Origin of the sequence: Nocardioides gansuensis, assembly GCF_003076135.1 — a bacterium.
Lineage (GTDB): Bacteria > Actinomycetota > Actinomycetes > Propionibacteriales > Nocardioidaceae > Nocardioides > Nocardioides gansuensis.
This window is the reverse complement of record NZ_QDGZ01000018.1, coordinates 1-23,022: the sequence shown is the minus strand read 5'-3', so window position 1 is coordinate 23,022 and position 23,022 is coordinate 1. Positions and strand designations below refer to the sequence as shown.

The 23,022-nt window shown below is 66.2% G+C and carries 20 protein-coding genes; 3 read left to right on the top strand and 17 right to left on the bottom strand.

The window, feature by feature from the left end; translation table 11 throughout:
* Together DDE18_RS22275 and DDE18_RS22270 are read right to left on the bottom strand one after the other, a co-directional pair.
* A partial coding sequence (locus DDE18_RS22275; RefSeq protein ID WP_116574626.1) for an aldehyde dehydrogenase family protein occupies positions 1–234 on the bottom strand: 234 nt, incomplete at its 3' end.
* A gap of 571 nt (positions 235–805) precedes the next feature.
* Positions 806–2,086, bottom strand: a complete 1,281-nt coding sequence (locus DDE18_RS22270) for an FAD-binding oxidoreductase (protein ID WP_116574625.1) — start codon at positions 2,084–2,086, stop codon at positions 806–808.
* A 303-nt stretch (positions 2,087–2,389) separates the two neighbouring features.
* On the opposite strand from DDE18_RS22270, the gene DDE18_RS22265 reads away from it, so the two are divergent.
* A complete protein-coding gene (locus DDE18_RS22265; protein ID WP_116574624.1) occupies positions 2,390–3,196 on the top strand; it encodes a trypsin-like serine protease in 807 nt (268 codons plus the stop codon).
* 125 nt (positions 3,197–3,321) lie between these two features.
* Here DDE18_RS22265 and DDE18_RS22260 read toward each other — a convergent pair whose 3' ends face one another.
* Positions 3,322–3,729, bottom strand: coding sequence for a MarR family winged helix-turn-helix transcriptional regulator (locus DDE18_RS22260; RefSeq protein ID WP_165821326.1), 408 nt, complete (start codon positions 3,727–3,729; stop codon positions 3,322–3,324).
* Between the two features lie 188 nt (positions 3,730–3,917).
* Here DDE18_RS22260 and DDE18_RS22255 point away from each other — a divergent pair, with 188 nt between their 5' ends.
* Positions 3,918–4,640 carry a cysteine hydrolase family protein gene (locus tag DDE18_RS22255; RefSeq protein WP_116574622.1) on the top strand — a complete coding sequence of 241 codons (723 nt, stop codon included), beginning with the start codon at positions 3,918–3,920 and terminating at the stop codon, positions 4,638–4,640.
* Between the two features lie 70 nt (positions 4,641–4,710).
* On the opposite strand, the gene DDE18_RS22250 is transcribed toward DDE18_RS22255, so the two are convergent.
* A complete protein-coding gene (locus DDE18_RS22250) occupies positions 4,711–6,033 on the bottom strand; it encodes a calcium-binding protein (protein WP_116574621.1) in 1,323 nt (440 codons plus the stop codon).
* A 361-nt stretch (positions 6,034–6,394) separates the two neighbouring features.
* Between DDE18_RS22250 and DDE18_RS22245 the strand changes: the two genes are divergently transcribed.
* Positions 6,395–7,480 carry a phytase gene (locus DDE18_RS22245; protein WP_116574620.1) on the top strand — a complete coding sequence of 362 codons (1,086 nt, stop codon included), beginning with the start codon at positions 6,395–6,397 and terminating at the stop codon, positions 7,478–7,480.
* Positions 7,481–8,235: 755 nt separating this feature from the next.
* On the opposite strand, the gene DDE18_RS22240 is transcribed toward DDE18_RS22245, so the two are convergent.
* The 13 genes from DDE18_RS22240 to DDE18_RS22180 form a co-directional block, all read right to left on the bottom strand.
* The gene (locus tag DDE18_RS22240; RefSeq protein WP_211754713.1) at positions 8,236–9,300 is read right to left on the bottom strand and encodes an MBL fold metallo-hydrolase; all 1,065 of its coding nucleotides are present in this window, start codon (positions 9,298–9,300) and stop codon (positions 8,236–8,238) included.
* Entirely contained in the window at positions 9,297–10,337 is a 1,041-nt protein-coding gene (locus tag DDE18_RS22235; protein WP_116574619.1) for a phosphotransferase family protein, read from the bottom strand. Before DDE18_RS22235 ends, DDE18_RS22240 begins: the two co-directional genes overlap by 4 nt.
* Before the next feature lie 192 nt (positions 10,338–10,529).
* A complete protein-coding gene (locus DDE18_RS22230) occupies positions 10,530–11,294 on the bottom strand; it encodes a crotonase/enoyl-CoA hydratase family protein (RefSeq protein WP_116574618.1) in 765 nt (254 codons plus the stop codon).
* Between the two features lie 190 nt (positions 11,295–11,484).
* Entirely contained in the window at positions 11,485–12,018 is a 534-nt protein-coding gene (locus DDE18_RS22225) for an acyl-CoA thioesterase (protein WP_116574617.1), read from the bottom strand.
* A 2-nt stretch (positions 12,019–12,020) separates the two neighbouring features.
* Complete coding sequence (locus DDE18_RS22220; RefSeq protein ID WP_116574616.1) at positions 12,021–13,481, bottom strand: NAD-dependent succinate-semialdehyde dehydrogenase; 1,461 nt, start codon at positions 13,479–13,481, stop codon at positions 12,021–12,023.
* Complete coding sequence (locus DDE18_RS22215; RefSeq protein WP_245916945.1) at positions 13,478–14,527, bottom strand: alcohol dehydrogenase catalytic domain-containing protein; 1,050 nt, start codon at positions 14,525–14,527, stop codon at positions 13,478–13,480. Before DDE18_RS22215 ends, DDE18_RS22220 begins: the two co-directional genes overlap by 4 nt.
* 175 nt (positions 14,528–14,702) lie before the next feature.
* Entirely contained in the window at positions 14,703–15,131 is a 429-nt protein-coding gene (locus DDE18_RS22210) for a nuclear transport factor 2 family protein (RefSeq protein ID WP_116574614.1), read from the bottom strand.
* A gap of 35 nt (positions 15,132–15,166) precedes the next feature.
* The gene (locus DDE18_RS22205; protein WP_165821325.1) at positions 15,167–15,901 is read right to left on the bottom strand and encodes an ABC transporter ATP-binding protein; all 735 of its coding nucleotides are present in this window, start codon (positions 15,899–15,901) and stop codon (positions 15,167–15,169) included.
* Positions 15,894–17,639: a branched-chain amino acid ABC transporter ATP-binding protein/permease gene (locus tag DDE18_RS22200; protein WP_165821324.1), complete on the bottom strand. Its 1,746-nt coding sequence runs from the start codon at positions 17,637–17,639 to the stop codon at positions 15,894–15,896. The genes DDE18_RS22205 and DDE18_RS22200 overlap by 8 nt, the downstream gene beginning before the upstream one ends.
* Before the next feature lie 106 nt (positions 17,640–17,745).
* On the bottom strand, positions 17,746–18,645 hold the full coding sequence (locus tag DDE18_RS22195; protein ID WP_165821323.1) for a branched-chain amino acid ABC transporter permease: 900 nt from the start codon (positions 18,643–18,645) through the stop codon (positions 17,746–17,748).
* A 43-nt stretch (positions 18,646–18,688) separates the two neighbouring features.
* Entirely contained in the window at positions 18,689–19,912 is a 1,224-nt protein-coding gene (locus DDE18_RS22190) for an ABC transporter substrate-binding protein (RefSeq protein ID WP_165821322.1), read from the bottom strand.
* A 166-nt stretch (positions 19,913–20,078) separates the two neighbouring features.
* Positions 20,079–21,680 (bottom strand): class I adenylate-forming enzyme family protein, encoded by a 1,602-nt coding sequence (locus DDE18_RS22185; RefSeq protein ID WP_116574609.1) that lies wholly within the window; start codon positions 21,678–21,680, stop codon positions 20,079–20,081.
* A gap of 37 nt (positions 21,681–21,717) precedes the next feature.
* Entirely contained in the window at positions 21,718–22,680 is a 963-nt protein-coding gene (locus DDE18_RS22180; RefSeq protein WP_116574608.1) for an NAD(P)H-dependent flavin oxidoreductase, read from the bottom strand.
* Positions 22,681–23,022: the final 342 nt, after the last annotated feature.

The following is a 23,022-nucleotide window of genomic DNA, read 5'->3' as shown; positions in this document are numbered from 1 at the left end:
ACGCACGAGCAGATCCGCCACCCGGGCCAACACCGCACCCCGCTCCCCCACCGACAACCCCGACCACGAGCCCCGGTCGAAGGCCTCCCGGGCCGCGGCAATCGCCGCGCCGGTGTCCACCTCGGTCCCCTCATCCACCACACCCACCAGCGTGTTGTCCGCGGGACACCGAACCTCGCGTCGGCCACCCCCAACCGACCCGCACCACCGGCCGCCGATGAACAGCTCGGGCATCGCACCTCCCATATGGCGTTGCTCACAACGCAACAGTGCGTGTGGTGCGGAACACAATCGCGGCTCGACCACGGGGGCGTCAAGGGTTTGGACGCCATCAAATCCGTCGGCTACCCGCCCGCCGCACGCGGGCTCGAGGCGGACCACGGTCTGCCCCCAGGCTTTTTGTGTCTTCGAGAAGGGGTCGCTGGGAGGGACTGCGCTATCGCAAGATCGCGCTGCACAGCGTCGAGGCCGAGGCCGAGAAGCGAGTGCAGCGCTCGGCCCGGATGCCTTCGCCGAGTCCTACGCCGCGGCTGCGGAAAGCCCAGCCGAGGAAGCCGTCGCACTGGCGCTCACGGGAGAGGCGGGCGGCAGTACCGCACGCGACACCGGCAACACCGAGAGCGGCGCCGGGAGCGTGCTCTCCCGGCGGGAGAAGGAGGTTGCCGCCCTCGGGAAGGACAGAGCCATCAGGAACCGCCGCGGACCAGCGGCACACGAGGTGGTAGACGCGATCCAGATGCCCACTACTGCCTGATCATCGGCCGACCGGCCGACTTCGTCGTCCTCCGTCGGGGCCCTGCCGACCTCAGGGGACCACGTTGAAGTTGCGCCGGAACGTGTTGTCGGGATCCCAGGCTCGTTTGGCCTCGACCAGGCGGCGGCGAGGCTCGGCGGGCCACAACGCTGCGACGTCCTCCTCGGTGTCGGAGCCGAGGAACCCGGCGTACACACCGATGCCCTGGTCGCCGATGGTGCGCCAGACGGCCCTGGCCGCCTCGACCTGCTCGGCCGTCGCGTCCAACGGCAGGAATGCGGCCGAGACCACGAGGGCCTCGGCACTGCGATGGGCGAACGCAGTCGCCTCCGGTGCGACTCGACCGAACGCGCCGCCGAGACTGCGCAGGAAGACCACACGACCGCCCTGACCGTAAGCCTCGGCGACGGCTGCCACGAGCCCGTCGTCCACAGACTCGACCAGCGTGTTCCCGATGACGGGCAGGACTCCTTGAGGCGGGTAAGCATCCTCGAGCACCTCGGCGTACGACTTCTCCGCGATGTTCTCGCTGAGCACGGTGCCGATGGCCCGGAGCGGCTCCAGCACCGACGCATCGTCCCCGGAGTCGGCGACATAGAGCGTGGCACCGGCGGGGAAGTCCCCGAAGCCCGGCATGAGCACCAACGTCGTGGTGAGCTCGTCCGGGGCCGTCTGCATGGCCTCGGCCCAGCCCTTGAGCAGCTGCGGCAGGTCCTCGAGCTGATAGCTGATGGTGCCGAACCGAATCGAGCCGACCGGCTGCGCCTGGAACTCGAACGCGGTGACCACTCCGAAGTTCCCAGCACCCCCGCGCAGCGCCCAGAACAGGTCCGGGTGCTCGTCGTGGCTCGCGCGCACGACTTCACCGGCGGCCGTGACGACCTCAGCGGCCAGGAGACTGTCGATCGTGAGGCCATGCTTGCGCACCAGCCAGCCGATCCCGCCAGCCTGCGTGAGCCCGCCGACACCGACCGAGACCGTGTCCCCAGAGCTGATGCCGAGCCCGTGTGGCTGGAGCGAGCGCGCGACGTGTCCCCAGGTGGCCCCCGCACCCACCCGCACCCGGCCGCCGCCGAGGAGCTCGACGCCATGGAGCCCGGACAGGTCGACGACCACGCCCTCGTCGACGTTGCCGAAGTTGAGCGCATTGTGGCCGCCACTGCGGACGGCGAGGGGGAGCTGCCCCTCGATGGCGTGCCGGATGCTGAGCGCCACCTCGGCGCTGTCTCGGGGCCGCAGCACGACAACCGGGCTGGCTGTGCCGGCGATGGTGGTGCGCGCTGCGTCGTACTCGGGGTCGCCGGGGTGGATGGCGAACGCGTCGATCGTCATGGAGCTCCTCCGTGGGGTGTGGTGCGATGCACCCTAGAACTTCAACCTCACGTGAGCTCAAGTGGATTTTCGGAAGCGCTCACGTTCCCATGTGGGACACCTCGTGCTCGACGCGCGTGGAGTCCTCCCTGCTGAGCGTGACCACATGCCCATGCGCAGCCCTTCCATGCGGATGGTCTGCCGTTGAATGAGTCGCCGCGAGCGACCCGCGGGCACCGGACTTCCCCATGACGGGGGATGCGCACGAATCCCCGAGCGGCCTAGCGTCGAGTTCCCGGCGCCCCTTGACGGAGTGAGCCCAACATGAAGCGAATGATCCTGGCCGTCCTCCTCACCAGCTTCGCCGTCCTCGCGCCCGTGGTGGCACACGCGATCGTCTACGGCGAGCCGGACAACGGCGAGCACCCCAACGTCGGTTCGTTCGTCGGGGAGCTGACGGACCCGGACACCGGCGATAGCACGTTGATCCAGCTGTGCACCGGCACGCTGATCGACACCGACGTCGTACTCTCGGCCAGCCACTGCTTCACCGGGCTGCCTCCGTCGTTCACGATCACCGACACGTGGTTCACCCTCGACGAGGTGATCGATGCGAACAAGGACGGCGTCGTGGATCCGACCGTGAAACTGCTCACCGGCACACCAGTCACCCACCCGCTGTTCGCCAGCGGTGGCGTGAGCAACACCTTTGACATCGCCGTCTTCCTGCTCGACAAGGCGGTCACCGGCATCGCACCCGCCGAGCTTCCCGGGCCGGGGCTGCTCAACGACATCGCGTGGAGGAAAGAGACCTTCACCGCCGTCGGGTACGGCGCGGTGCGCGAGACCAACCGCAAGGCGACACAGTCGATCCTCGTCGGCTGGCGTCGCGAGAAGGCCGACCAGCAAGCCCGCTCACTGACCAGGGCGTGGCTGACCCTCAGCATGAACCTCGCCACCGGCAACGGCGGGACGTGCTACGGCGACTCGGGCGGACCGCACTTGTTGGGCGACGTCGTGGTGTCGATCACGATCACCGGCGACGTCCCGTGCAAGTCGACCGACAAGACGTATCGGGTCGACACGCCCTGGGCGCGGGAGTTCCTCGCCCAGTTCGTCACGCTGCCCTGACGGTGGGCAGCCTGGCGCCGGCCGAGGGAACCGAACGGCCGATGTGCGGTCGTGTGCTAGGCGACCCACCCTGCCGATGAAGAGGGAGGTGCGCAGGAGGCGGGTTGTCCTGGCGCGGAACGTGCTCAGCCGGCCGTCAGGTTCGCCGACTTGACCCGCTCGAAGACATCGGCGACCACACGTGCTTCCTCGTCGGACATGTGCTGACCCAGGCGGTCGTGGATTCCGGCGACATGGATGCGCGCCGCTGCGCGGAACACCCGCTCACCATCCGCCGTGAGGGTGACCCGAAATGCGCGGCGGTCGCTCTGATCCGGCCGGCGCCGAACCAGCGCCCGTGCTTCGAGCCGGTCGATGAGGGACGTGAGGCCGGTCTTCGTGATCACCACCTCGCGCGCTAGATCGGTCATTCGGATCCCAGGCTCGCCAGCATTGAAGACATGCAAGAGGACGTCGTACGTCCGAACGTCGATGCCGACCTCAGCACGAAAGTCCTCATCGAAACGGGCGATCAAGGTCAAGATCGCCTCCATCGAGGCCCTCCAAGCGCGCCGGCTCGGGTCACGCGCATCACCTTGTGAGCCGAGCCGGGGTTGACGAGATCGCGTCGGGGGATTAGCGTCCATTTTGTCCGATATCTCACTATCCGTTACAGGACTATCTGAGATGAACTTATCACTCGACGCCCAGGTGGAACGTCAGCAACACGGAGGAGTGTGAGATGGAAGATCAGTCAACGGTGATCGTCGCTCGCCCAACGCCGTTCGAGTTCGACCCCAGCGCCACCGCCGTCGTCGTGGTGGACATGCAGAACGACTTCGGCTCACGTGGCGGCATGTTCGACCGGGCCGGCATCGACATCGCCGAGGTCCAGGCGATCGTCCCCAACATCCGTGAAGTCCTCGGTGCGGCTCGGGCGAGCGGCGTCCTTGTCGTCTACCTGAAGATGGCGTTCCAGCCCGACCTCGCCGACTCCGGCTACCCGTCCTCGCCAACGTGGCTCAAGCACGCCCCGTTCAAGGTTGGCTCAGAGGTCACCTCTCCCGCCGGCGAGCCCTCGCGCACCCTCATCAGGGACACGTGGAGTACAGATATCGTGCCCGACCTGACGCCCCAACCCGATGACCTCGTCGTGTACAAGTCGCGCTTCAGTGGCTTCTTCGGGACGGAACTCCACGAGATCCTGCAGCAGCGAGGCGTGCAGCGGCTCATCGTGGTCGGCGCGACAACCAGCGTCTGCGTCGACTCAACGGTCCGCGACGCGATGTTCCGTGACTATCACTGCCTTGTCGTCAGTGACGCGACTGCAGAGCCGATCGCGGCCGATGCGCCCCGCTCGAATCACGAGGCTTCACTGCTCACCTTCGAGCTGCTCTTCGCGCACGTCGCAACGACCGCGGACGTCGTCGCCGCGCTGAGCGCCACCGCGGCATTGCCCGCGTAGCCCGTCCTGCGGGCCGGCAACGGGAGCCCGCACTCTTCTGCCGCGTTGGGGCGGCTACGTTCGGGCGGATCTACCGGCGCACCTCACAAGACGTCAGCCGCTCGCCGTGCAGGCACCGGTCGCGGCCGATGTCGCCGTTCAGTACGTCGCGACCCGCCCCTCCGTCGAGGAGGTCGGCCGCCGTCCCCGCCCTCACGTCGTCCGCACCGCCCCGGCCGAACGCGTGGACCCGTCCTTCGTGCATGTCCAGGTCCAGCCGATCGGGTCCGGCTGTGCCGAACCAAGTGATGCGCAGGCTCGACGCGATGCTGTTTGGGCGGAACACAGGGACCGAGGAGAAGCGGACGACGGTGCCGAACCGCTTCGCTCCTCGGGGACGTACCTGCAGCGTGCCGGCCGGCCGACCCACCAGCAGCTCTGAGCGTTGGGGCGCCACGGAGAGATCCATGTCGGGCCGCAGGACGTCGCGTCCCGCCGACCCGCGCACGGTGATGGTGTGCCAGGAGTCGATCTGCGGGAAGAACGTGTCAGCCCCGGTCCCGCCGACGAGGGTGATCGGTCCCGAGCCCCACAGCACGTCGTGACCGGTGCCGCCGGTGGCCATGCCACCGGACGCCACGAGTGCGTAGACGGTGTCTCGTCCTTCACCGGCGTCGATGGTGTCGGCTCCGTGACCGCCGCGCACTTCGTCGCGCCCGGGACCGGTGGACACGATGTCGTCCCCGGGCGAGACGTCGGCGAAGAAGTCGGACAGCGCGTCCGCGCGGACCCGGTCGTCACCCTCCCCGGTGAGGACCGTGTCGTCGCCGGCGCCGGCGGCGATCCAGTCCTGCACACCGCTGCCAGTGATGTGATCGTTGAACGCCGAGCCCTCGACCCCGCCGCTGTAGGTCGGCACGACGATGGTGTCGGTCCCCTCGCCGGTCGCCGTGCCAGCGTCGAGGTCGACCCTGACCGGCTGTGCCGAGTCCTTGAAGGAGATCTGGTCCCACCAGCCGGCGTCGACGTCGTAGATGTGTTCTGCGGCCGGGTCATGGCCGAGGTCCACGAAGTCGTCACCGGGTCCCGGGGCGATGTTGTCACCCCAATAGCCGTCGTCGGGCTCGTACCTGTCCTCGCCACCGAACAGCCGATCGTTCCCCACGCCTCCGTCAATCTCGTCCTCGCCCGCCCGGCCGCAGACGGTGTCGTTGCCCGCGGCGCCGTCGATCGTGTCGGGCACGCTCGTCCCGACGATGACGTCATCGCCAGGGGTGCCCGTGGTCGGCACTCCGGGTGTGGCCACGATGGTGGCGGCCTTGCCGTCGCAGGTCAGCGCAGCGCTGGCGGGTGCGGTCATCATGCCGAGGGGCAGGACGAGACCGAGCAGGGCTGTCAGGGTCGTACGTCGCATGTCGCTCCTCAAAGGGTCGAGTCGACCATATGACTCAGCAGGGCGGCCGACGGTTGCCGCGAACCCGCGAGATTTTCTGCGGAGCTCAGCGACCGACCTCGCAAGACGTCAACGCCTCGCGGCGGACAATGCGGTCCCGGGCGCCGTGCCATCAAGAACTCGACCCGCTGCAGGACGAGGACCACGCCGAGTTCCTGTGATTCCGCACGGACGGAGCCAGAACAAGAGGGGTCCTGCGCCATCTATGCCCGGGCAGGTTCCGGCGTAGCCTCCACAAGAGGAAAGTAGAGCGTAAAGGCAGGAAGGCCCCGCCGAGCGTGGCGGCCCTCGACCCGACGAGGCCTGATCCGGGAGGACGACCATGCGTACATCGGCGTTGGCGGCGGGCATCACCGCGGTCGGCCTGACCCTCGCAGCCACCGTCGCACTCACCACCGCTGCGCGGACACCTGTATCGATCGCCACCGGTTCGTTGTTGCCACCCGACCCCGCCCTCCCCACCGTGGAAACCGCCTCATGGCCGTCCGGGTCAGGTGACATCTCCGACGACTCCGCCATCTACGCGAATGCCACCGACCCGTCCCTCAGCGTCGTCATCGGCGACAACAAGGCCGACAGTGGCGGCGGGATCGGCGTGTTCGACATGACCGGGGCGCTGCTCCAGTTCCGCGAGGACGGCAAGATCGGCAACGTCGACCTCCGCGCCGGGTTCAGCCTCGGCGGCACATCGGTGGTGCTGGTTGGTGCGAACAACCGCAGCAACTCCTCCCAGGAGTTCTGGGTCCTCGACCCAACCACCCGGCTGTTGAGCAGCACCAAGAGCCTGGGCACCCTCTACACCCAATCCAGCAACTACGGCTTCTGCCTCTACGTGTCCCCCGCGACCGGGAAGTTCTACTCGTTCGTCACCGCCACAGACGGCAGGGTCGACCAATACGAGCTGGGCAGCACGGGCGGCGAGGTCACAGCGACGAGGGTCAGGTCGTTTGACGTAGGTGGGCAAACCGAAGGCTGCGTCGCCGACGACGGCCTGGGCTACGCCTACTTCGGTGAGGAGGACGTCGGCATCTGGCGGTACAACGCCGAACCCGGTGGAGGAACGACCCGCACCTCGGTCGACAAGGTCGGCGCGGGCAGGCTCACCGCCGACGTCGAGGGACTCGACATCGCCCACGGCCCCGACAAGACCGGGTACCTGTATGCATCCAGCCAAGGCAGCAGCAAGATCGTGGTCTACGACCGGGTCACGTACGCGCACATCCGCTCGTTCTCGGTGCCGTCGAACGGGTCCATCGACTCAGTGTCCGTCACCGACGGACTCGCCGTGACGGGGGCGTCGCTGGGTCCCGGGTTCCCGCACGGGGCGCTGGTGGTCCACGACGAATCCAACAGCGGCGGCACCACAGCCAACCTCAAATACGTCCCCCTGGCAGGCACCACCACGTAAGCGCGCGACGAGGCCGGTCCAGCTACTCCTGGGCACGAGGACTCAGCACACCACGCAGCGGTACGCATCATTCCGGCCGGAGAATCGCAATGACCCCTCCGACCGAAACTCACCGCGGGGGTACGCCGCCGGGGCGCGAGGCGGACTGAGGAAACGAAGAACCCCGCCCCCGGCACGTTGTTTGTGCTGGTGAGGCGGGGTTCTGGATTTGTGGAGCTGAGGGGATTCGAACCCCTGACCTTCTCATTGCGAATGGCCCCAGTCTCATCTTCCACATCCGCTGAACGCCTGGGATGCAACGCCAGCGAGGACTGCACACGCACGAATTGCACGTCCGGGGTACGCCGGGGGTACGCCGCGGGCAGTGGGCAGGGGCGCCCCCTCCTCAACGCCTCTGAGCTATTCCTCGGACACACAAGACTGCACTCGCGGCCGGCACCGCGCTACGCAACTCATGACCGCCTTGGCCGTCGCTCATCGGCCAGTCCCACCACACCATCGGCCGCCCCCCGCGCCAGCTGTTCGATTCATCAAAGGGCGAAGCTGGCTGAGAATCAGATTCCAAGCTGTTTGCTGGAGCGAGCATCCGGTTCTCCAGGCAGTAGTCGCCGTAGATGACCACGCTTCCGACGACTAGCGGCAGCCCCCAGGATGCCTCGGGCAGTGCAATCCATTGAGCCGGTATGTGCATCGCGTGCCCGCTTCGTTGCCCTCCACTACACGCGGTGGCCAGTTGCTGGCCTCCCGCCCGCTTTCTAGTCAATCGTCAGACTGAACACCACGCCATCTTCGGTGAGCTCGCGCGTCGCCCGACCGCGGGCCACCAAGAGTTCCAAGTGCGCCTTCGTCTCCATGCTTGCCAAACCTTGGTTGAAAGCGTCGAAAGTAGCCATCGGGCGCTCGTGGCGGGTCCATGGCAACTGTCCAGCCACGGCGTATGAGGTCGCAGGGCCACCGGCAAGGGCGTCCGCGCAGAGCCGGAGTCGCGCCTCGTGGTGCTCGAGCAACTGGTCGACGCGCTCGTGGGACGACATGAAGACCGGGCCGTGTGCGGGAAGAAGTCTCAGGTCCGGCAGCGCTCGCACCTTCACCAGCGAGCTCATGAAGTCGCCCAGCGGCTGCTCGACCGGAACTAGCTCGAAGCCGATCGAGGGCGTGATCGTGGGGAGTACGTGGTCGCCGGCGAACAGGAGCCCGTCCGAACGATCAGCGAAAACGAAGTGCCCCTGCGTGTGTCCGGGGGTATGCACGGCGTTCAACACGCGCGAGCCGACCTCGATCACGTGGTCGCCCTCGAGCCAGGTGTCGGGATACCCCCACATCGCACGATCTGTTGACGACTCCTCCCCAGTGACTGCCCGCCATTGCGCCACGATCTCGTGCGCCCCCGCCGAGCGAAGCAACTCGACCAGTCGCCCCGCCTCATCATCCGTGCGTTGCAGCACATCCAGTGTGTGTTTGTCTCCAAGTCCGAGGCTGACACGGGCACCCACCTCGTGGGCGATCACCGCAGCCTGGGTGTAGTGGTCACGGTGTGCGTGAGTAACCAGAAAATCGCGAATGTCAGAGAGCTTGAAGCCGAGCTCGCCGAGCGATCTCTTGAGCAGTGCGCGACTCTCCTCGATCGCCCAACCGCCGTCGATCAGCGTCAACCCACGTTCGGTCTCGATCACGTACACGTTGACTGCACGCAGCCCATCCATCGGCAGCGGGAGCGGAACACGGTGGATGCCGTCCGCCACGGGCCACGCGCCCGGTTCCGTCCAGTGCACACCGGAGTCCTGAGAAATCGCGTGCGCGGTCGACGTCGCGGCGGTCACGCGGCGGCTCGGTGGAGCGCTCTCGCCACCATGGCGTCGATCAGCTCGACCGTCGGTGTCCCGTGCTCGGCCGCGTTGGCGGGTTCGTCCAGAGCGCGCCGACGGACGCCCTCGGCGATGATGGCGATCTTCCACATGCCCAGCACCTCCCAGAAATTCAGCCCACGCAGATCACGACCGGACTCCGCGGCATAGGTCTCGATGATCTCCTCCCGGGTTGCGAACCCGGCCAGCGTGGAGGCCTCGAAGAGTCCGCTCGGTGGATCGGAAGGTTCCGGCCAATAGGCCAGCGTGGAGCCGAGGTCGGCTAGCGGATCCCCCAGCGTGGACAGCTCCCAGTCGAGCGCGGCGCGCACCCCGGCGCTGATCGGATCGAGGATGACGTTGCGGATGTGCAGGTCACCATGGACCAGGGTGAGCGAGGTGGTGGTCGGGACGTGGGCGGTCAACCAGGCGGTGAGCCGGTCCAGGCTCGGGAGATCGCGAGTGCGACTGGCGTTCCACTGCCGACTCCACCGCTTGAGCTGCCGGAGGGCGTACGGCGAGTGGCTTGCGAGGTCGCTCAGTCCGGCGTCCTCGACGTCCACCGCGTGCACCCTAGCGAGGACGCGAGCCAGCTCGAGGCCGACCGTGTGCCGCTGCTCGGGGGACAGCGCCTCGGCGGCCCCCATCCGGTCGACCACCAGCCCGTCGACGTACTCGACGACAAGCACGGGCGCATCACAGACCGCCGGATCCTCGACCAAGGCGATCACGCCGGGTATCGGCACGTCGGTCCCTGCAAGCGCCGAGAGGATCTTGTGCTCCCGCCCGACGTCGTGGGCCGACGCCAGCAAATGGCCCAGTGGTGGACGGCGAGCGACCCAACGGCGACCGGCCTCGTCCCTGAGCTCGTAGGTCAGATTGGATTGGCCGAGGCCGATTCGCTTCGCGGAGACGGCTCCGGCGACGGGGGTGCCGCGCGCCTGCAGGTAGAGCCCGAGAGCCGCTGGATCCAGTTCGACAGAGCTCCCGATCTGTGCCACGTCGGTCGTCATGCCGGCATCCGCGGGGTATGCCACCGATTCATCCGATCCCATTTCTGATCCCTTCTCTGTTCTGGAGGTCCGTACGCGGCGTCGCCGCACCCACAGGTGCTCAGTCGACGGCGAGTTCGACGCAGGCGCCCAGCAGCGCTCGGCCCGCTCTGGCCGGTGGCGAAGGCCGCAGCCGCGGGTCGCCCCCGACAATCACCGTCCGGTCCACCGAGGAGGTCGCTTCTCAGCAAAAGCCGTAGCTCCCTCCGTGGCGTCTTGCGACGTGATCACCGGAAGGATGAGCTGCTCCTGTTCGGTCCAACCCTGCTGCCACGACCAGTCCACCGTCGCCCGCGCAATCTGCTTGGTCACTGCAACCGCAAGAGAACCGTTGAGAGCGATCGTGCGTGCCAGCACCAGCGCCTCATCCAGCGCTGCGCCGTCCTCGACGACGCGATTCACGAGACCAAACGCTGCTGCTTTCTCCGCAGTCACCGGGTCCCCGGTCAACAGCATCTCCAGCGCGAAGGCTGCGGGAATACGCTTGGGAAGCAGGAGCGCTCCGCCGCCCCCAGCGATCAGTGCCCTCTTCACCTCCGGTACGCCGAACATCGCGCTCCGAGCTGCCACCACGATGTCGCATGCCAGGACGAGTTCCAGCCCGCCGGCGAGCGCGAACCCTTCCACAGCAGCGATCAGCGGCTTGCGGGGCGGAGTCACCGTGATGCCGCACAGCCCGCGCCCTTCGATCAACGGGGTCTCGCCTCGCACGAACGCTTTCAGATCCATCCCCGACGAGAAGGTGCCCCCAGCGCCTGTGAGGACTCCGACTCGGAGCTCATCGGATGAGTCAAGTTCGTCGACTGCCTCCGCCACGCCATGGGCGACTACAGCATCCAGCGCGTTACGCGCCTCGGGGCGATTGATGGCGATGACCAATACGTCATCGTGCTGGGTCACAACCAGAGCTTCCGACATGTCAGTCCTTCGGTTGGCGCGCGTTCTGGGCGTACGCGGGTTCGCATTTCGGTGTCTCGCTTGACTTGCCGCGTGACTTGGAAATGACTAAGCGCTTGCTTACTGCAATCGATGGTACGGCCCGGCGTTCGTGAAGCAGTACCGGGGTGAAACGTGTGACGCGCGCCAGAATGGCGCTCTCTGGGCATGGTCAAGTTGAGCTGGTCGCGCTCCCCCTGGGACCCGCCGCCGAGGTCCTCTGAGCGGTCGCCAGCAGCGCACGGATGCCTGGCGGGATGGACACGGGCCTGCCGCTCTCCCGATCGACGTAGACGTGGACCCAATGGCCGACCGCCGCCACCGTGGGTTGGCGAACCTCGGCGTCCTCCCCCTGCCCGTCGATGAGGCCGAGCTGGTACGTCACGCTGGAGCGGCCTAACCGCGTCACGGCGAGGCCCACGGTGAGGGGTGAGGGGAACCGGACCTCGGCGAGGAACCTGCAGCCCGATTCCGCCACCACCCCTGTCGTGCGACTGGTCATGGGGTCACGACTGAGTTCCGTTGCGATCCATCCGTTGATGGCGGTGTCGAAGAGCTGGTAGTAGACCGCGTTGTTGAGGTGGCCGAACATGTCGTTGTCGGCCCAGCGGGTCGTGACCGGCCAGCGGACCGGGAAGCTCGACGGCGACGACAACGCCGACGCTACCGCACGGTCAGAGAGCGGATGGGAGCTGTCTGCAGTCATGGTCACATTGCTCCCGCGAGACCCACGTAGCGCGTCTCGAGGTATTCCTCGATCCCCTCCAGGCCGCCTTCGCGCCCGAGTCCCGATTGCTTGACTCCGCCGAAAGGGGCTGCCGGATTGGACACCACACCCGTGTTGATCCCCAACATCCCGACCTCGATGGCTTCGGTGAGCCTGAGGACGCGCTCGAAGTCGCGGGTGTAGGCGTAGCCAGCAAGGCCGTACTCGGTGTCATTGGCCAGGCCGATCGCCTGGTCCTCCGTGGCGAAGGTGACAGTGGGTGCGACCGGACCGAAGATCTCCTCCCGCAAGATGTCTGCTTCCGGCGGGATGCCGTCGATCACGGTGGGCGGATAGAAATAGCCGGGCCCATCGATCGACGCACCACCGGTCCGGATCGTGGCCCCGCGGTTGACCGCGTCCTGCACCAACGCGTCCACCTTGCCGCGGCTCTTCTCGTCGATGAGCGGGCCGAGCCCCGACGCCGGATCCAGACCGGATCCGACCATAAGCCGTGCCATCGCCTCGGCGAGCATGCCGCTGAAGTCAGCGGCGACCGACTCGTGGACGATGAACCGGTTCGCCGCGGTGCACGCCTCGCCCATGTTGCGCAGCTTGGCGATCATCGCCCCTTCGACCGCGTGGTCGAGGACCGCGTCCTCGAACACCAGGAACGGGGCGTTCCCGCCGAGCTCCATCGAGCACCGCAGAACCGTGTTCGCTGCCAGTCGAAGCAGGCTCCGGCCGACCTCGGTCGATCCGGTGAAGGAGAGCTTGCGGAGGCGCCCGTCAGCGAGCAGCCGCTCCGTCAGCCGGCCCGAGCTCGCGGTCGGAACGACGTTGAGCACGCCTGGAGGAAGCCCTGCCTCATGGAAGACCTGCGTCAGCATGAGCGAGGTGAGGGGGGTGAGACTCGGCGGCTTCAGCACCATCGTGCATCCAGCCGCGATGGCCGGTCCGACCTTTCGCGTCACCATCGCCAGCGGAAAATTCCACGGAGTGATGAGCAGGCATGGACCGACGGGGCGCTTGTGGACCAGCAAGCGAGTCTTGCCGTCCGGGGCCGTGGAGTAGCGCCCGGAGATCCTCACCGCCTCCTCTGAGAACCAGCGCAGGAACTCAGCGCCGTAATTGACCTCTGCGCGGGCCTCCGCAATGGGCTTGCCCATCTCGAGTGTCATGAGCGTCGCGAAGTCCTCGGCCTTGGCGGTCACGGCCTCGAACGCTTGGCGCAGGATGTCTCCGCGCACCCGCGGCGGGGTTGCCGCCCAAGACTCCTGGGCGCCAACAGCGGCATCTAGGGCCGCAATGCCGTCCTCGGGGCCGGCGTCCGCAACGGTGGTCAGGATCTCACCAGTTGAAGGGTCCTCCACGCTGAAGGACCTGCGGTCCTGAGGGTCGGTCCAGACGCCGTTGATGTAGAGCCCGGTATTGAGCGAGCGGATCACTTCGTGCTGCGTCATTCGGGCTCACTTTCGTCGAACTTGATGATCTGACGTACGGCACGGCCGTCGGCCAACATGTCCATCCCGGCGTTGATGTCCTCCAGGTTGATCGAGGAGGAGATCAACGCCTCTATGGGAAGAACTCCTCTGCGCCACATGTCGAGGAAGACAGGGATGTCGCGCGATGGAAGCGCGGAGCCTAGGTAGCTGCCGATGAGGGTGCGTCCCTCCGCCACCAGTTGAAGCGGCGAGATGCTCAGCCGCGCATCCGGAGCCGGTAGTCCCACAGTGACGGTCCGCCCACCGGGAGCCGTCATGGCAATGGCGCATTCGAGGGCGGCGGCGTGGCCCACCGCCTCGATCACCACACGAGCCTTGACGCCCCGGGCGACAGCCTCCTCGGGATGCAGCGCTTCATCCGCGCCCAGTTCGAGCGCGCGCTCACGCTTCTCGCTGAGAGTGTCGACGGCGTACACCGTCACGTCCTCGTGCGCGAGACCAGTGATGAGCGCCGCCATGCCAACGCCACCCAGGCCCACCACAGCAACGCTGTCGCCGGGTTCGAGACCGGCGTGGTTGATGACCGCGCCACCACCGGTGAGCACGGCGCATCCCAGCACCGCCGCGACGTCTGGCGGGACGTCGTCATCCACGGGCACGACCGACGCGCGACTCACCACCGCGTGGCTGGCGAAGCCGGACACGCCCAGGTGGTGGTGGACAGGTGCACCATCGCGATGAAGCCGCACGGCGCCGCCGAGAAGGGTGCCTGCACCGTTGGCGACGCTCCCCGGCTCGCAGGGGGCCAGGCCACCGGTCGAGCAACCGCCACACGAGCCACAACGCGGAAGGAACGTCATCACTACACGTTGTCCGACGGTCAGGTCGATCACCTCAGGCCCCAGCGCGGTCACGATCCCCGCCGCCTCATGGCCCAGCAGCATCGGGGTCGGACGAGGCCGGTTCCCGTCAACCACGGAAAGGTCGGAGTGGCACAATCCGGCCGCCTCGACCCGCACGAGCAGCTCGCTCCCGCGAGGCTCGTCCAGCTCGAGGGTGCTCACGCGGATAGGGCGTGAGTCCGCGAAAGGACGCGACGCTCCCCGGCTGTCGAGAACAGCACCTCGGATCTTCACAGGAGCACCCCTTCTTGCGTCCTGCACTGGCTAGCTCGCATCGTGACGGATCGGGCGACTGGCCGAAGCACGCGGCGCGGAACCTGCCCCTCGGGCACCTCACTCACGCGACGGTCACCCCCGGGATCGCCGGCAGGAACTTCCGCAGACCCTCGTAGTGCATGACCTTCAGCGTGTCCAGGTACTCGACGACCTCGGTGATCTTGCCGTCGCGGGCCCGCACGAGGAGCACGTACTCGTTCTCATAGCCCTCGCCCGTCGCGCGCACGGTCGAACGGACCGTGAACCGGGCCAAGCTGCTGTCGCCCTCACCATTCAGCTCGTCGTGGATCTCGACGTGGGTGCCGGCCGACTTGTCGTAGGCCGCCAAGGAGATCTTGTTGAACGCGATGACAGCGTCCTTGCCCTCATGGGTGCCGCCGATGCGGCCCAAAGAAGTCGGCAGCGTCCAGCTGATGTCCTCGGCGTACAGCTGCTGCATCGCCTCGACATCGCCCAGTACGCGCGCGAGGTCTCCTGCCAACGTGCTCAAGTGCGGGTCCTCCTTGTAGTCGTCACGTGCCTTGCCTATGGGCGTCGATCGACGCCATGTAGCGTCGCTTGGATGATCTGGTCCACGGTCACGTTCGACGCTTCGTCCGCAAGGACCTGACGACCCTGGTCGATGATGACGACGTCATCCGCAAGGCCGTCCAGGACGGCCTCGACCTGCTGCTCGACGAGCACGATGGCGTACCCCTCGGCGCGAAGGTCGCGCACGATCTCGAAGACCTCGTCGACGATCACTGGAGCGAGGCCAGACGATGGTTCGTCGAGGCACAGCACTGATGGGCGTGAGGACAGGGCCTGAGCGATCGACAGCATCTGTTGCTGGCCACCGCTGAGTGATCCTGCGAGGGCGTCTGGACGGTCGCCCAGCGCGGGGAACCGGTCGAACATCTCCGCGATGATGGCCTGGCCCTCAGAGCCCTTGTGCCTCGCGTTGAACTGGCCGATCGTCAGGTTTTCGCGGACCGTCATGGCGCGGAAGATGCGCTTGCCCTCTGGGACCAGTGCCAAACCGTGCGACGCGCGCTGGTGCGCGGGCAGTCGGGTGACGTCTTCCCCTGACAGCTTGATGGTCCCGGCTCGGATCGGCAGCAGGCCCGCGACCGCATTGAGGAACGTCGACTTGCCAGCGCCGTTGCGGCCGACCAAGGCGGTGACACGGCCGGGCTTCGCCTGCAGCGACATGTCCCACACCGCGATCATGTCCCCATAGCCGGCCCGCAGGGCGTCGACTGTCATCAGCGCTTCAGGCATGGTCACTCTCTCGTGCTCGGGAGTCGTCAGTCGATCGGGTGGAGGGGGCGGAATGCCGCTTCCCCAGGTAAGACGCAATGACCTCGGGGGCATTGCGGACCTCTTCGGGCTTGCCCGACGCGATGACCTTGCCCAGGCCCATGACGTGAACTCTGTCGGCAAATCCCAGGACGAACGGCACGTTGTGCTCAACCAGCACCACCGTGGCGCCGGCATCGCGGAAGCGGATCAGGAGCTCTGCGAGGTCGCGCAGGCCGTCGTCGTCGAGCCCTGCTGCAGGTTCATCGAGCAGCACGACGCTGGGCTGGCCGGCGAAGGCCCGCACCACCTCGAGCAGTCGGCGGGTGCCGAGCGGCAGCGAGCGTGCCTCCTGACCGGCGTGCTCGAGGAGACCCGCGAAGGCGAGGGCCGCCAGTGCTGCCTGAGTGTCGGCCCGCCTCATGCGCCGGAACTTCGGCAGTCGAAGCAACGTCGCGACAGGCCCGGCCTGGGACATGTGCAGACGTCCGGTGCGGACCACCTCGAGTGCGGTCATCTCTTCGGGGATGAGCGGTGTCTGGAAGGTTCTGCCGATGCCGAGCCGAGCCGCCCGGTGTGGCCGAAGGCCCTGGATCTGGATATCCCCGACGAGGATTCTGCCGCTGTCGGCGCGCACGAAACAGGACACGGTGTTCAACAAAGTGGACTTGCCAGCACCGTTCGCGCCGAGGATCGCGGTGATCTGCCCCGGCTCCGCGGTGAGGTTCACCCCTTGCAAGGCGCGGTTGCCGCCGAACGACTTGGTGACCTCCTCGACGACCAGGCGCTCGCCATGACTGCCCGAGAGATCGTGGTGCTCGTCGAGAGCTTCCCGGGGCTGCGTGAACGCGACCGGGAGCCGGCGCAGGGTTCGGGACACCACGGTGCGCCCGAGGCCCGCGAGCCCTGCCCTCGCGGCCACCCCCACGACCACGAGGAAGGCGCCGTAGAGGAGCAGGGAGTACTCCTGCGCCGCCGATGCCTGGAGGGGGCCGAAGATCAGCAGGGCGGAGCCGATGGCGGCACCGTAGATGCTGCGCGCACCACCGACCACGGACGCCGCGAGGATCGCGATGGCGGTCGACAGCAAGAAGGTCTGTGGGTAGAGGAAGCCCGAGAGGTAGGCCCACAGGACTCCGGCCACGCCGGCGGGGAGTCCGCCCACGACATAGGCGAGGATCCGCAGACGATAGGCACTCAGGCCCAACGACTCGGCGAGCAACGGACTCTCACGAAGCACGGTGAGTGCTTCCCCGTGGTGGGACAGGATCAGGTTTCTGATGCAGACGATGCCCACGAAGCACGTCGCGATGACAAAGACAAAGAAGTCGTCGCTGTCGAGCGTCCGGCCAAGCACGCTCGGAAAGAGGACTCCCGACAGTCCCGTCTGGCCACCCGTGTACTCCTCGAATATCACCAACACGGCGGGAACCACGAGGACGAGAAAAAGCGAGGTGAGCGCCAGCGTCCAGTGGCTCAGCCGTAGGCCCGGTATCCCTGATACGAGGCCGACGACCGCAGCCACGGCGAGCGCCACCACACCGGCGAGCAGCAGGTCGGTGTGACCGTGGGCGTGCAAGATGGCTGTGGAGTAAGCCCCTGCCGCGAAGATGGCAACCTGACCGAAAGCCAGCTCGCCGCCATATCCGAAGCTCAGGTTCAACCCCAGCACGATCAGCGTGTAGACGGCCACGAGCTGGATGTCCCGTTGGTCTGCCACCCCGAGGATGGTGAGGCCGATGCCGATGAGGGCGAGGGCAAGGATCGGGGGGATGATCCACCCGTACCTGAGCGAGGGTCGCGAGACGACCGCTCGGCTAGTTGAGTCAGACACTTCGAAGACTCCTCGCTCCCAAGATTCCAGTGGGCCTGAGCAAGAGCACGGCCAGAAGGAATGCCAACAGGATGATGAGCGGCCATTCGTCGCCGAACGCATAGGTAGTGGCGAGCTGCAGGAGGCCCGTGATGAGGCCGCCCAGCACGCACCCCACGTAGCTGCCGAAGCCTCCCACTGCGAGAGCAGCAAACGTGAGTACTACGAGGTTGTTGCCGATGGTGTGGTTGATGCCGATCTTGGAGCCCACGACGGGACCGAGGGCAGCCGCGAGGGCACCTGCGGCAATGAAGGCTCCGGTGGTCACGCGTTCTACGTTGATGCCCCGGAGGCGGGCAACGTCACTGTCGAGGGTCGCCGCGGTGCCCGCGAGACCCCACTTCGTTCGTTGGGCGAGCACCAGGAGGGCCATGACGCTGATTGCGAGGACGATGAGGACGAGGTCCACCGGGAGGACACGTCCCCCGAGGAGGTCGAGGGCTTGCGTGGATGCCATGAGCTTGAACGGATAGGGGTCGGTGCTCCAGTAGACGATGATGGCTCCTTCGAGCGCTACGGCGAATCCGACGGTCGTGACGAGAACTGCATGACCGCGGTGAGTGCCCAGGGGGCGGATTGCCAGTCGTTCCTCGAGGTAGCCCACGAATCCACCGAGAATGCCGCAGACGATGAGGATCAGGAGCAGTGGCATCCCCCATCGGCTCTGCAGCTCGAAACCGACGAAGCCGCCCAGCATGAGGAAGTGTGGTTGGGCGAAGTTGAAGATTCCGGTGTTCGAGAGAGTGATGTTGAGGCAGAGCGCCACGAGCGCGTAGACCGCCCCCAGGGACAAGCCAGCCCAGACAATGGTCATGCTAACTCCGATGTAGGTCTCGTAGATTGCGTCGGTCAAGCGGAGGAAGCCGGCACCGGGCATGCCCGGTGCCGGCGGGGCATCAGTTCTCCGCTGGGAGGTAGAGACCGGAGGTGGGGTCGTATCCCGGGAAGCCGAGCTCCACGAATTCGAAGTCCTCAGGTGCCCAGGTGCCCTGGTGCTGGTCATCAGCGAAGCCAGGGTTCACTGTCTGGAACCAGCCGGGGATGTCCTCGTCGGTCTTCAGCGACTCGATCGCCTCGGCCACCTCGGGCGCCTCGAGGGAATCTGCCTTTTCCGCCCCAGCACGAAGCACCATGAGAGCGCTGTAGGAGAGAGCGTGGTTGGAGAGCTGGTAGTCCTTGGTGGGCAACTCCGCGTCGACCGCCTCCTGGAAGATCTTGAAGTCGTCGTCCTGCTGCCGGTCGGACCCCTTGATGCCGAAAGCAGCTCCCTGCAAGACGGTGCCGCGGATCTGCTCCTCCGTAGCATTCTGGATGCCGGACACGGCGTCAGTCATCCCGAAGAAGGTCGGGATGTCCCAACCGAGCTTGTCCTTGCCGTCGAGCACGACCGTCATGGGCGCCCCGCTGGTGAGACCTTCGAGCAGGAGGGCTTGAGGCTCATTACGCATCAGCCGGGAGAGTTCCGAGGTGGCATCCACGCTCTCGGCGTCGAGCTTCTCGAACTCGAACTCGACGCCGTACTCTTCACCCTGACTGGTCAGCGCGTCCTGGGCGGCCTTGCCTGTTTCGGAGTCCGAAATGATGGCGGCCACCTTCGTCAGGCCCTTCTCGCTGAGAAACTTCGCCATGGCCCCCTCGTAGTCCACGGCCCGCGGAAACATACTGAACCCATAGGGGTACTTCTCCGGATCAGTGGCCAGCGGCGACGCAGCCGAGCCCATGGACAGGACCTTGTACTGGGTGAGCAGCGGCATGATCGCCACCGTTTCCGTACTAGTCACGCCAGAAAAGACCATGTCCGGTCGGTCGTCGGAGGTCAGGGCCTCCTGCAGAATGTTCTGGGCCGTCATCGGATCGAACCGGTTGTCTTCGAAGGTCAGCTTGACATCACGCCCCAAGATGCCGCCTTCCTCGTTGATGACCTTGGCAGCGGCCGTAAGTCCCGCTATAGCCGTATCTCCAAGTGTGACGAGTGGCCCGCTCATGGGAGTAAGCACCAGGACGTCGACCGTGTCATCGTCTGAAGACGCTGACCCCGTGCCGCCACCGCATCCCGCGAGGATGAGGGAGCCGGCGACAGCGCTCGCGACGAGCGCCGTGAAACGATTGCGTGTGGACATGTTGACCTTCCAATAGGTGTGATTGTTTGTGCTGTCCGGCAAGATCACGTGCGACCTCACGCCGCAGCCGACTCGCAGGCCCAGTTGATCGTCGTCTCGGGCACCGTGGCCGGGAGTCCGGCAGTGAGCAGTCCTGGGCGGGCGACGCTGAGGCCCGAAGAGGCCCTCACGGAACTCGTGCCTCTCCCGTCGGTGTGCTGCGTACGTCGAACATCGACCCATAGCTCTCGCGCAAGACGGACTTGCGAGTCTTGCCCTGGGTGTTCGTGGGCAGTTCGTCCACGACGATGACGCGGCGCGGCGTGTTGTAGCCCGCGAGGCGCTGGCGAACGAACACCGTCAGTCGCTCCGGCAGGCGTTCGCGGTCGACGTGCGGCCCAGTCGGAACAACCACGGCGCACACCTGTTCCTCATGCGTGGGATCAGGGAGGCCGATGACCGCGGCGGCAAGCACGTCCTCGTGTTGCACGAGGCAGTCCTCGACCTCTTTGGAGTACACGTTCTGACCGCCGCTGCGGATCATGTCCTTCTTGCGGTCGACAATGCGGATGAAGCCCTCGTCGTCGGCTACGCCGATGTCGCCGGTGTGCAACCAGCCGCCTGCGAGCGCCTCAGCGGTCTCCTCTTCCCGGCGCCAGTAGCCCGACATGATCGGTCCGCGAACGAGGATCTCTCCAGGTTCACCGACACCCACCTCGCGGCCTTCGTCATCGAGCCGCACCTCGTTTCCGGGAATGGCACGCCCGACGCTGCCCCACTTCTCGAAGACGCGATCCGCGGGGCACGCTGTCACGATGGACCCGCCTTCGGTGATGCCATAGACGTGCACCATTTCGATCTCCCCACGGTGCGCACCGAAGGTGTCGGCAGCGCGCGTCATGATTCCGGAGGGGTCGTAGGCGCCGAAGAACATCAGACGAAGACTTGAGAGGTCGGCCGCAGCGAAGTCTGGATGGTCCATGACCTGCTGGATCATGATCGTCATCGTGAGCATCACCGTCAGCCGATGGCGTCGTATTCCTTCAATGACCAGGCCCGCGTCGAACTGTGCATAGAGCACGACGTGGGCACCCATGATGAGGAAGTACTTCTGCTGGTCCCAGTTGCTGACGTGAAAGGGCGTGAACCAATTGCCGTACACGTCGCTCTGCCGGATACCCAGGACGGCGGCCATCGAGAATCCATCGCTCACGGTTCGCTCGTGCGAAAGCACCGCTCCCTTCGCACGCCCTGTTGTGCCCGAGGTGTACATGATCATGTGACCAGCGTCGGGCGACACGTGGATCTGAGGTTCGTCAGTCGAGTCGGCCCGATCGAGAAAGGTGTCCCAGGGCGATCCTGGTGATGCTGTCTCGCCCCACGGCGGGAGCAGGACGACCGAGGGACGAGATGACAGGTGTTCCATGGCCGACTGCATGGTCTCGGTGTATTCCGGCTCGACAAAAATCATCTTGGCTTCGACATCGCCGAGCACGTCAGCGTGTTGGGCGCTGCGATTCCAGTAGTTGAGCGGGACAAGCAATGCCCCGATCTTGGCCGTTGCGAAGTAGAGGGAGAAGTAGGGCAGCGAGTTCTTGGCCAGTACGGCAATGCGATCGTTCGGTTCCACTCCGGCAGCGAGTAATGCGTGGGCGACTCGATTGACGTGGGAGTTGAGCTCGCGGTAGTTCAGGGTGATGTCGGCGCACGTCAGTGCGGGCTCATTCGGCAGGGTGAAGGCGTTGACTCGGAGTATGTCGCCAACAGTGCGAATTGCTGATCCCGGCATGGGTAAACCTCTTCTCAATGAACAGTCGGTGTGCAGGTCAGGCCACGGGAACGCCGGCCAGCAGTTCGTCGCGGGCGGCCTCGTACTCACGCTTGAGACGGCCGACCAGCTCGGCGGTCGGCACGATGGCCTCGATGGCACCGAGGCCTTGGCCAGCGCCCCAGATGTCCTTCCACACCTTCACCTTCCCGTCGGGGCTCGGGAAAGAACCGACGTCCATGGTCGACGGATCACCGACGGGCAGGTTCTGCGGATCGAGTCCCGCGGCCGCGATGCTGCCCCGCAAGTAGTTGCCGTGCACGCCGGTGAACAGGCTCGAATAGACGACGTCCTCGGCCGAGCTCTCGACGATCATCTGCTTGTACGCGTCCACGACGTTCGCCTCGTCCGTGGCCAAGAACGCCGAACCGACGTAGGCCAAGTCGGCGCCAGCCGCCTGGGCAGCCAAGACCGCACGGCCGTGAGCGATCGAACCCGACAGCAACACCGGGCCGTCGAACCAGGAGCGAATCTCCTGCAGCAGCGCGAACGGGGAGAGGGTGCCAGCATGGCCGCCTGCACCGGCGGCGACAGCGATCAGGCCGTCAGCGCCCTTCTCGACCGCTTTGTGGGCGAAGCGGTTGTTGATGATGTCGTGCAGCACGATGCCGCCGTAGGAGTGGACGGCCTCGTTGATCTCGGGCCGGGCGCCCAGAGACGTGATGACGATCGGTACCTTGTGCTCGATGATCGTCGCCATGTCCTCGTCGAGGCGGTCATTCGAGCGATGGACGATCTGGTTGACAGCGAAGGGCGCCGCTTCCGTACCGTCCAGCTCATCTGTGATGCGATCCAGCCAATCACCCAACATGGAGGCCGGCCGCGCGTTGAGCGCGGGGAACGCTCCCACGACGCCGGCCTTGCACTGGGCGATCACCAGATCGGGACCAGACGCGATGAACATCGGCGAGGCCACGACCGGAATGGACAGTCGGTTCCGCAAGATGGCGGGCAAGGACATTTGGGGCTACCTCCAGCTACGACATGTAGCGGTGATCGGGGCCGAACTGGTTGTTACACGCAACGGCCACCGCCGTGGCGAGCACTTGCACGTGGGAGCACACGACGCTCGGGACGGCCCGGGCTGGCCAGCAGCACGCTCGCCTCGGAGAGCCGGATCGCATGTTCGAGCAATCCACCAGTCCATTCGCAGCACCTTTCTAAGCGCTTGCTTAATCGATGTCGTCATGGTGACATGTGACGAGGGGCACGTCAACACCTCCAGCGACGACCACATCAACCAATCCAGCCGAGTGGAAGGATGGCTCTCGATGACAGAGACCACAGACGACGCGAACACCTC

Coding starts and splice junctions, on each gene's coding strand:
- DDE18_RS22270 (WP_116574625.1), bottom strand. CDS start 2,086: ATGACGATCGACGCGTTCGCCATCCACCCCGGCGACCCCGAGTACGAC.
- DDE18_RS22265 (WP_116574624.1), top strand. CDS start 2,390: ATGAAGCGAATGATCCTGGCCGTCCTCCTCACCAGCTTCGCCGTCCTC.
- DDE18_RS22260 (WP_165821326.1), bottom strand. CDS start 3,729: ATGGAGGCGATCTTGACCTTGATCGCCCGTTTCGATGAGGACTTTCGT.
- DDE18_RS22255 (WP_116574622.1), top strand. CDS start 3,918: ATGGAAGATCAGTCAACGGTGATCGTCGCTCGCCCAACGCCGTTCGAG.
- DDE18_RS22250 (WP_116574621.1), bottom strand. CDS start 6,033: ATGCGACGTACGACCCTGACAGCCCTGCTCGGTCTCGTCCTGCCCCTC.
- DDE18_RS22245 (WP_116574620.1), top strand. CDS start 6,395: ATGCGTACATCGGCGTTGGCGGCGGGCATCACCGCGGTCGGCCTGACC.
- DDE18_RS22235 (WP_116574619.1), bottom strand. CDS start 10,337: ATGACGACCGACGTGGCACAGATCGGGAGCTCTGTCGAACTGGATCCA.
- DDE18_RS22230 (WP_116574618.1), bottom strand. CDS start 11,294: ATGTCGGAAGCTCTGGTTGTGACCCAGCACGATGACGTATTGGTCATC.
- DDE18_RS22225 (WP_116574617.1), bottom strand. CDS start 12,018: ATGACTGCAGACAGCTCCCATCCGCTCTCTGACCGTGCGGTAGCGTCG.
- DDE18_RS22220 (WP_116574616.1), bottom strand. CDS start 13,481: ATGACGCAGCACGAAGTGATCCGCTCGCTCAATACCGGGCTCTACATC.
- DDE18_RS22205 (WP_165821325.1), bottom strand. CDS start 15,901: ATGCCTGAAGCGCTGATGACAGTCGACGCCCTGCGGGCCGGCTATGGG.
- DDE18_RS22190 (WP_165821322.1), bottom strand. CDS start 19,912: ATGTCCACACGCAATCGTTTCACGGCGCTCGTCGCGAGCGCTGTCGCC.
- DDE18_RS22185 (WP_116574609.1), bottom strand. CDS start 21,680: ATGCCGGGATCAGCAATTCGCACTGTTGGCGACATACTCCGAGTCAAC.
- DDE18_RS22180 (WP_116574608.1), bottom strand. CDS start 22,680: ATGTCCTTGCCCGCCATCTTGCGGAACCGACTGTCCATTCCGGTCGTG.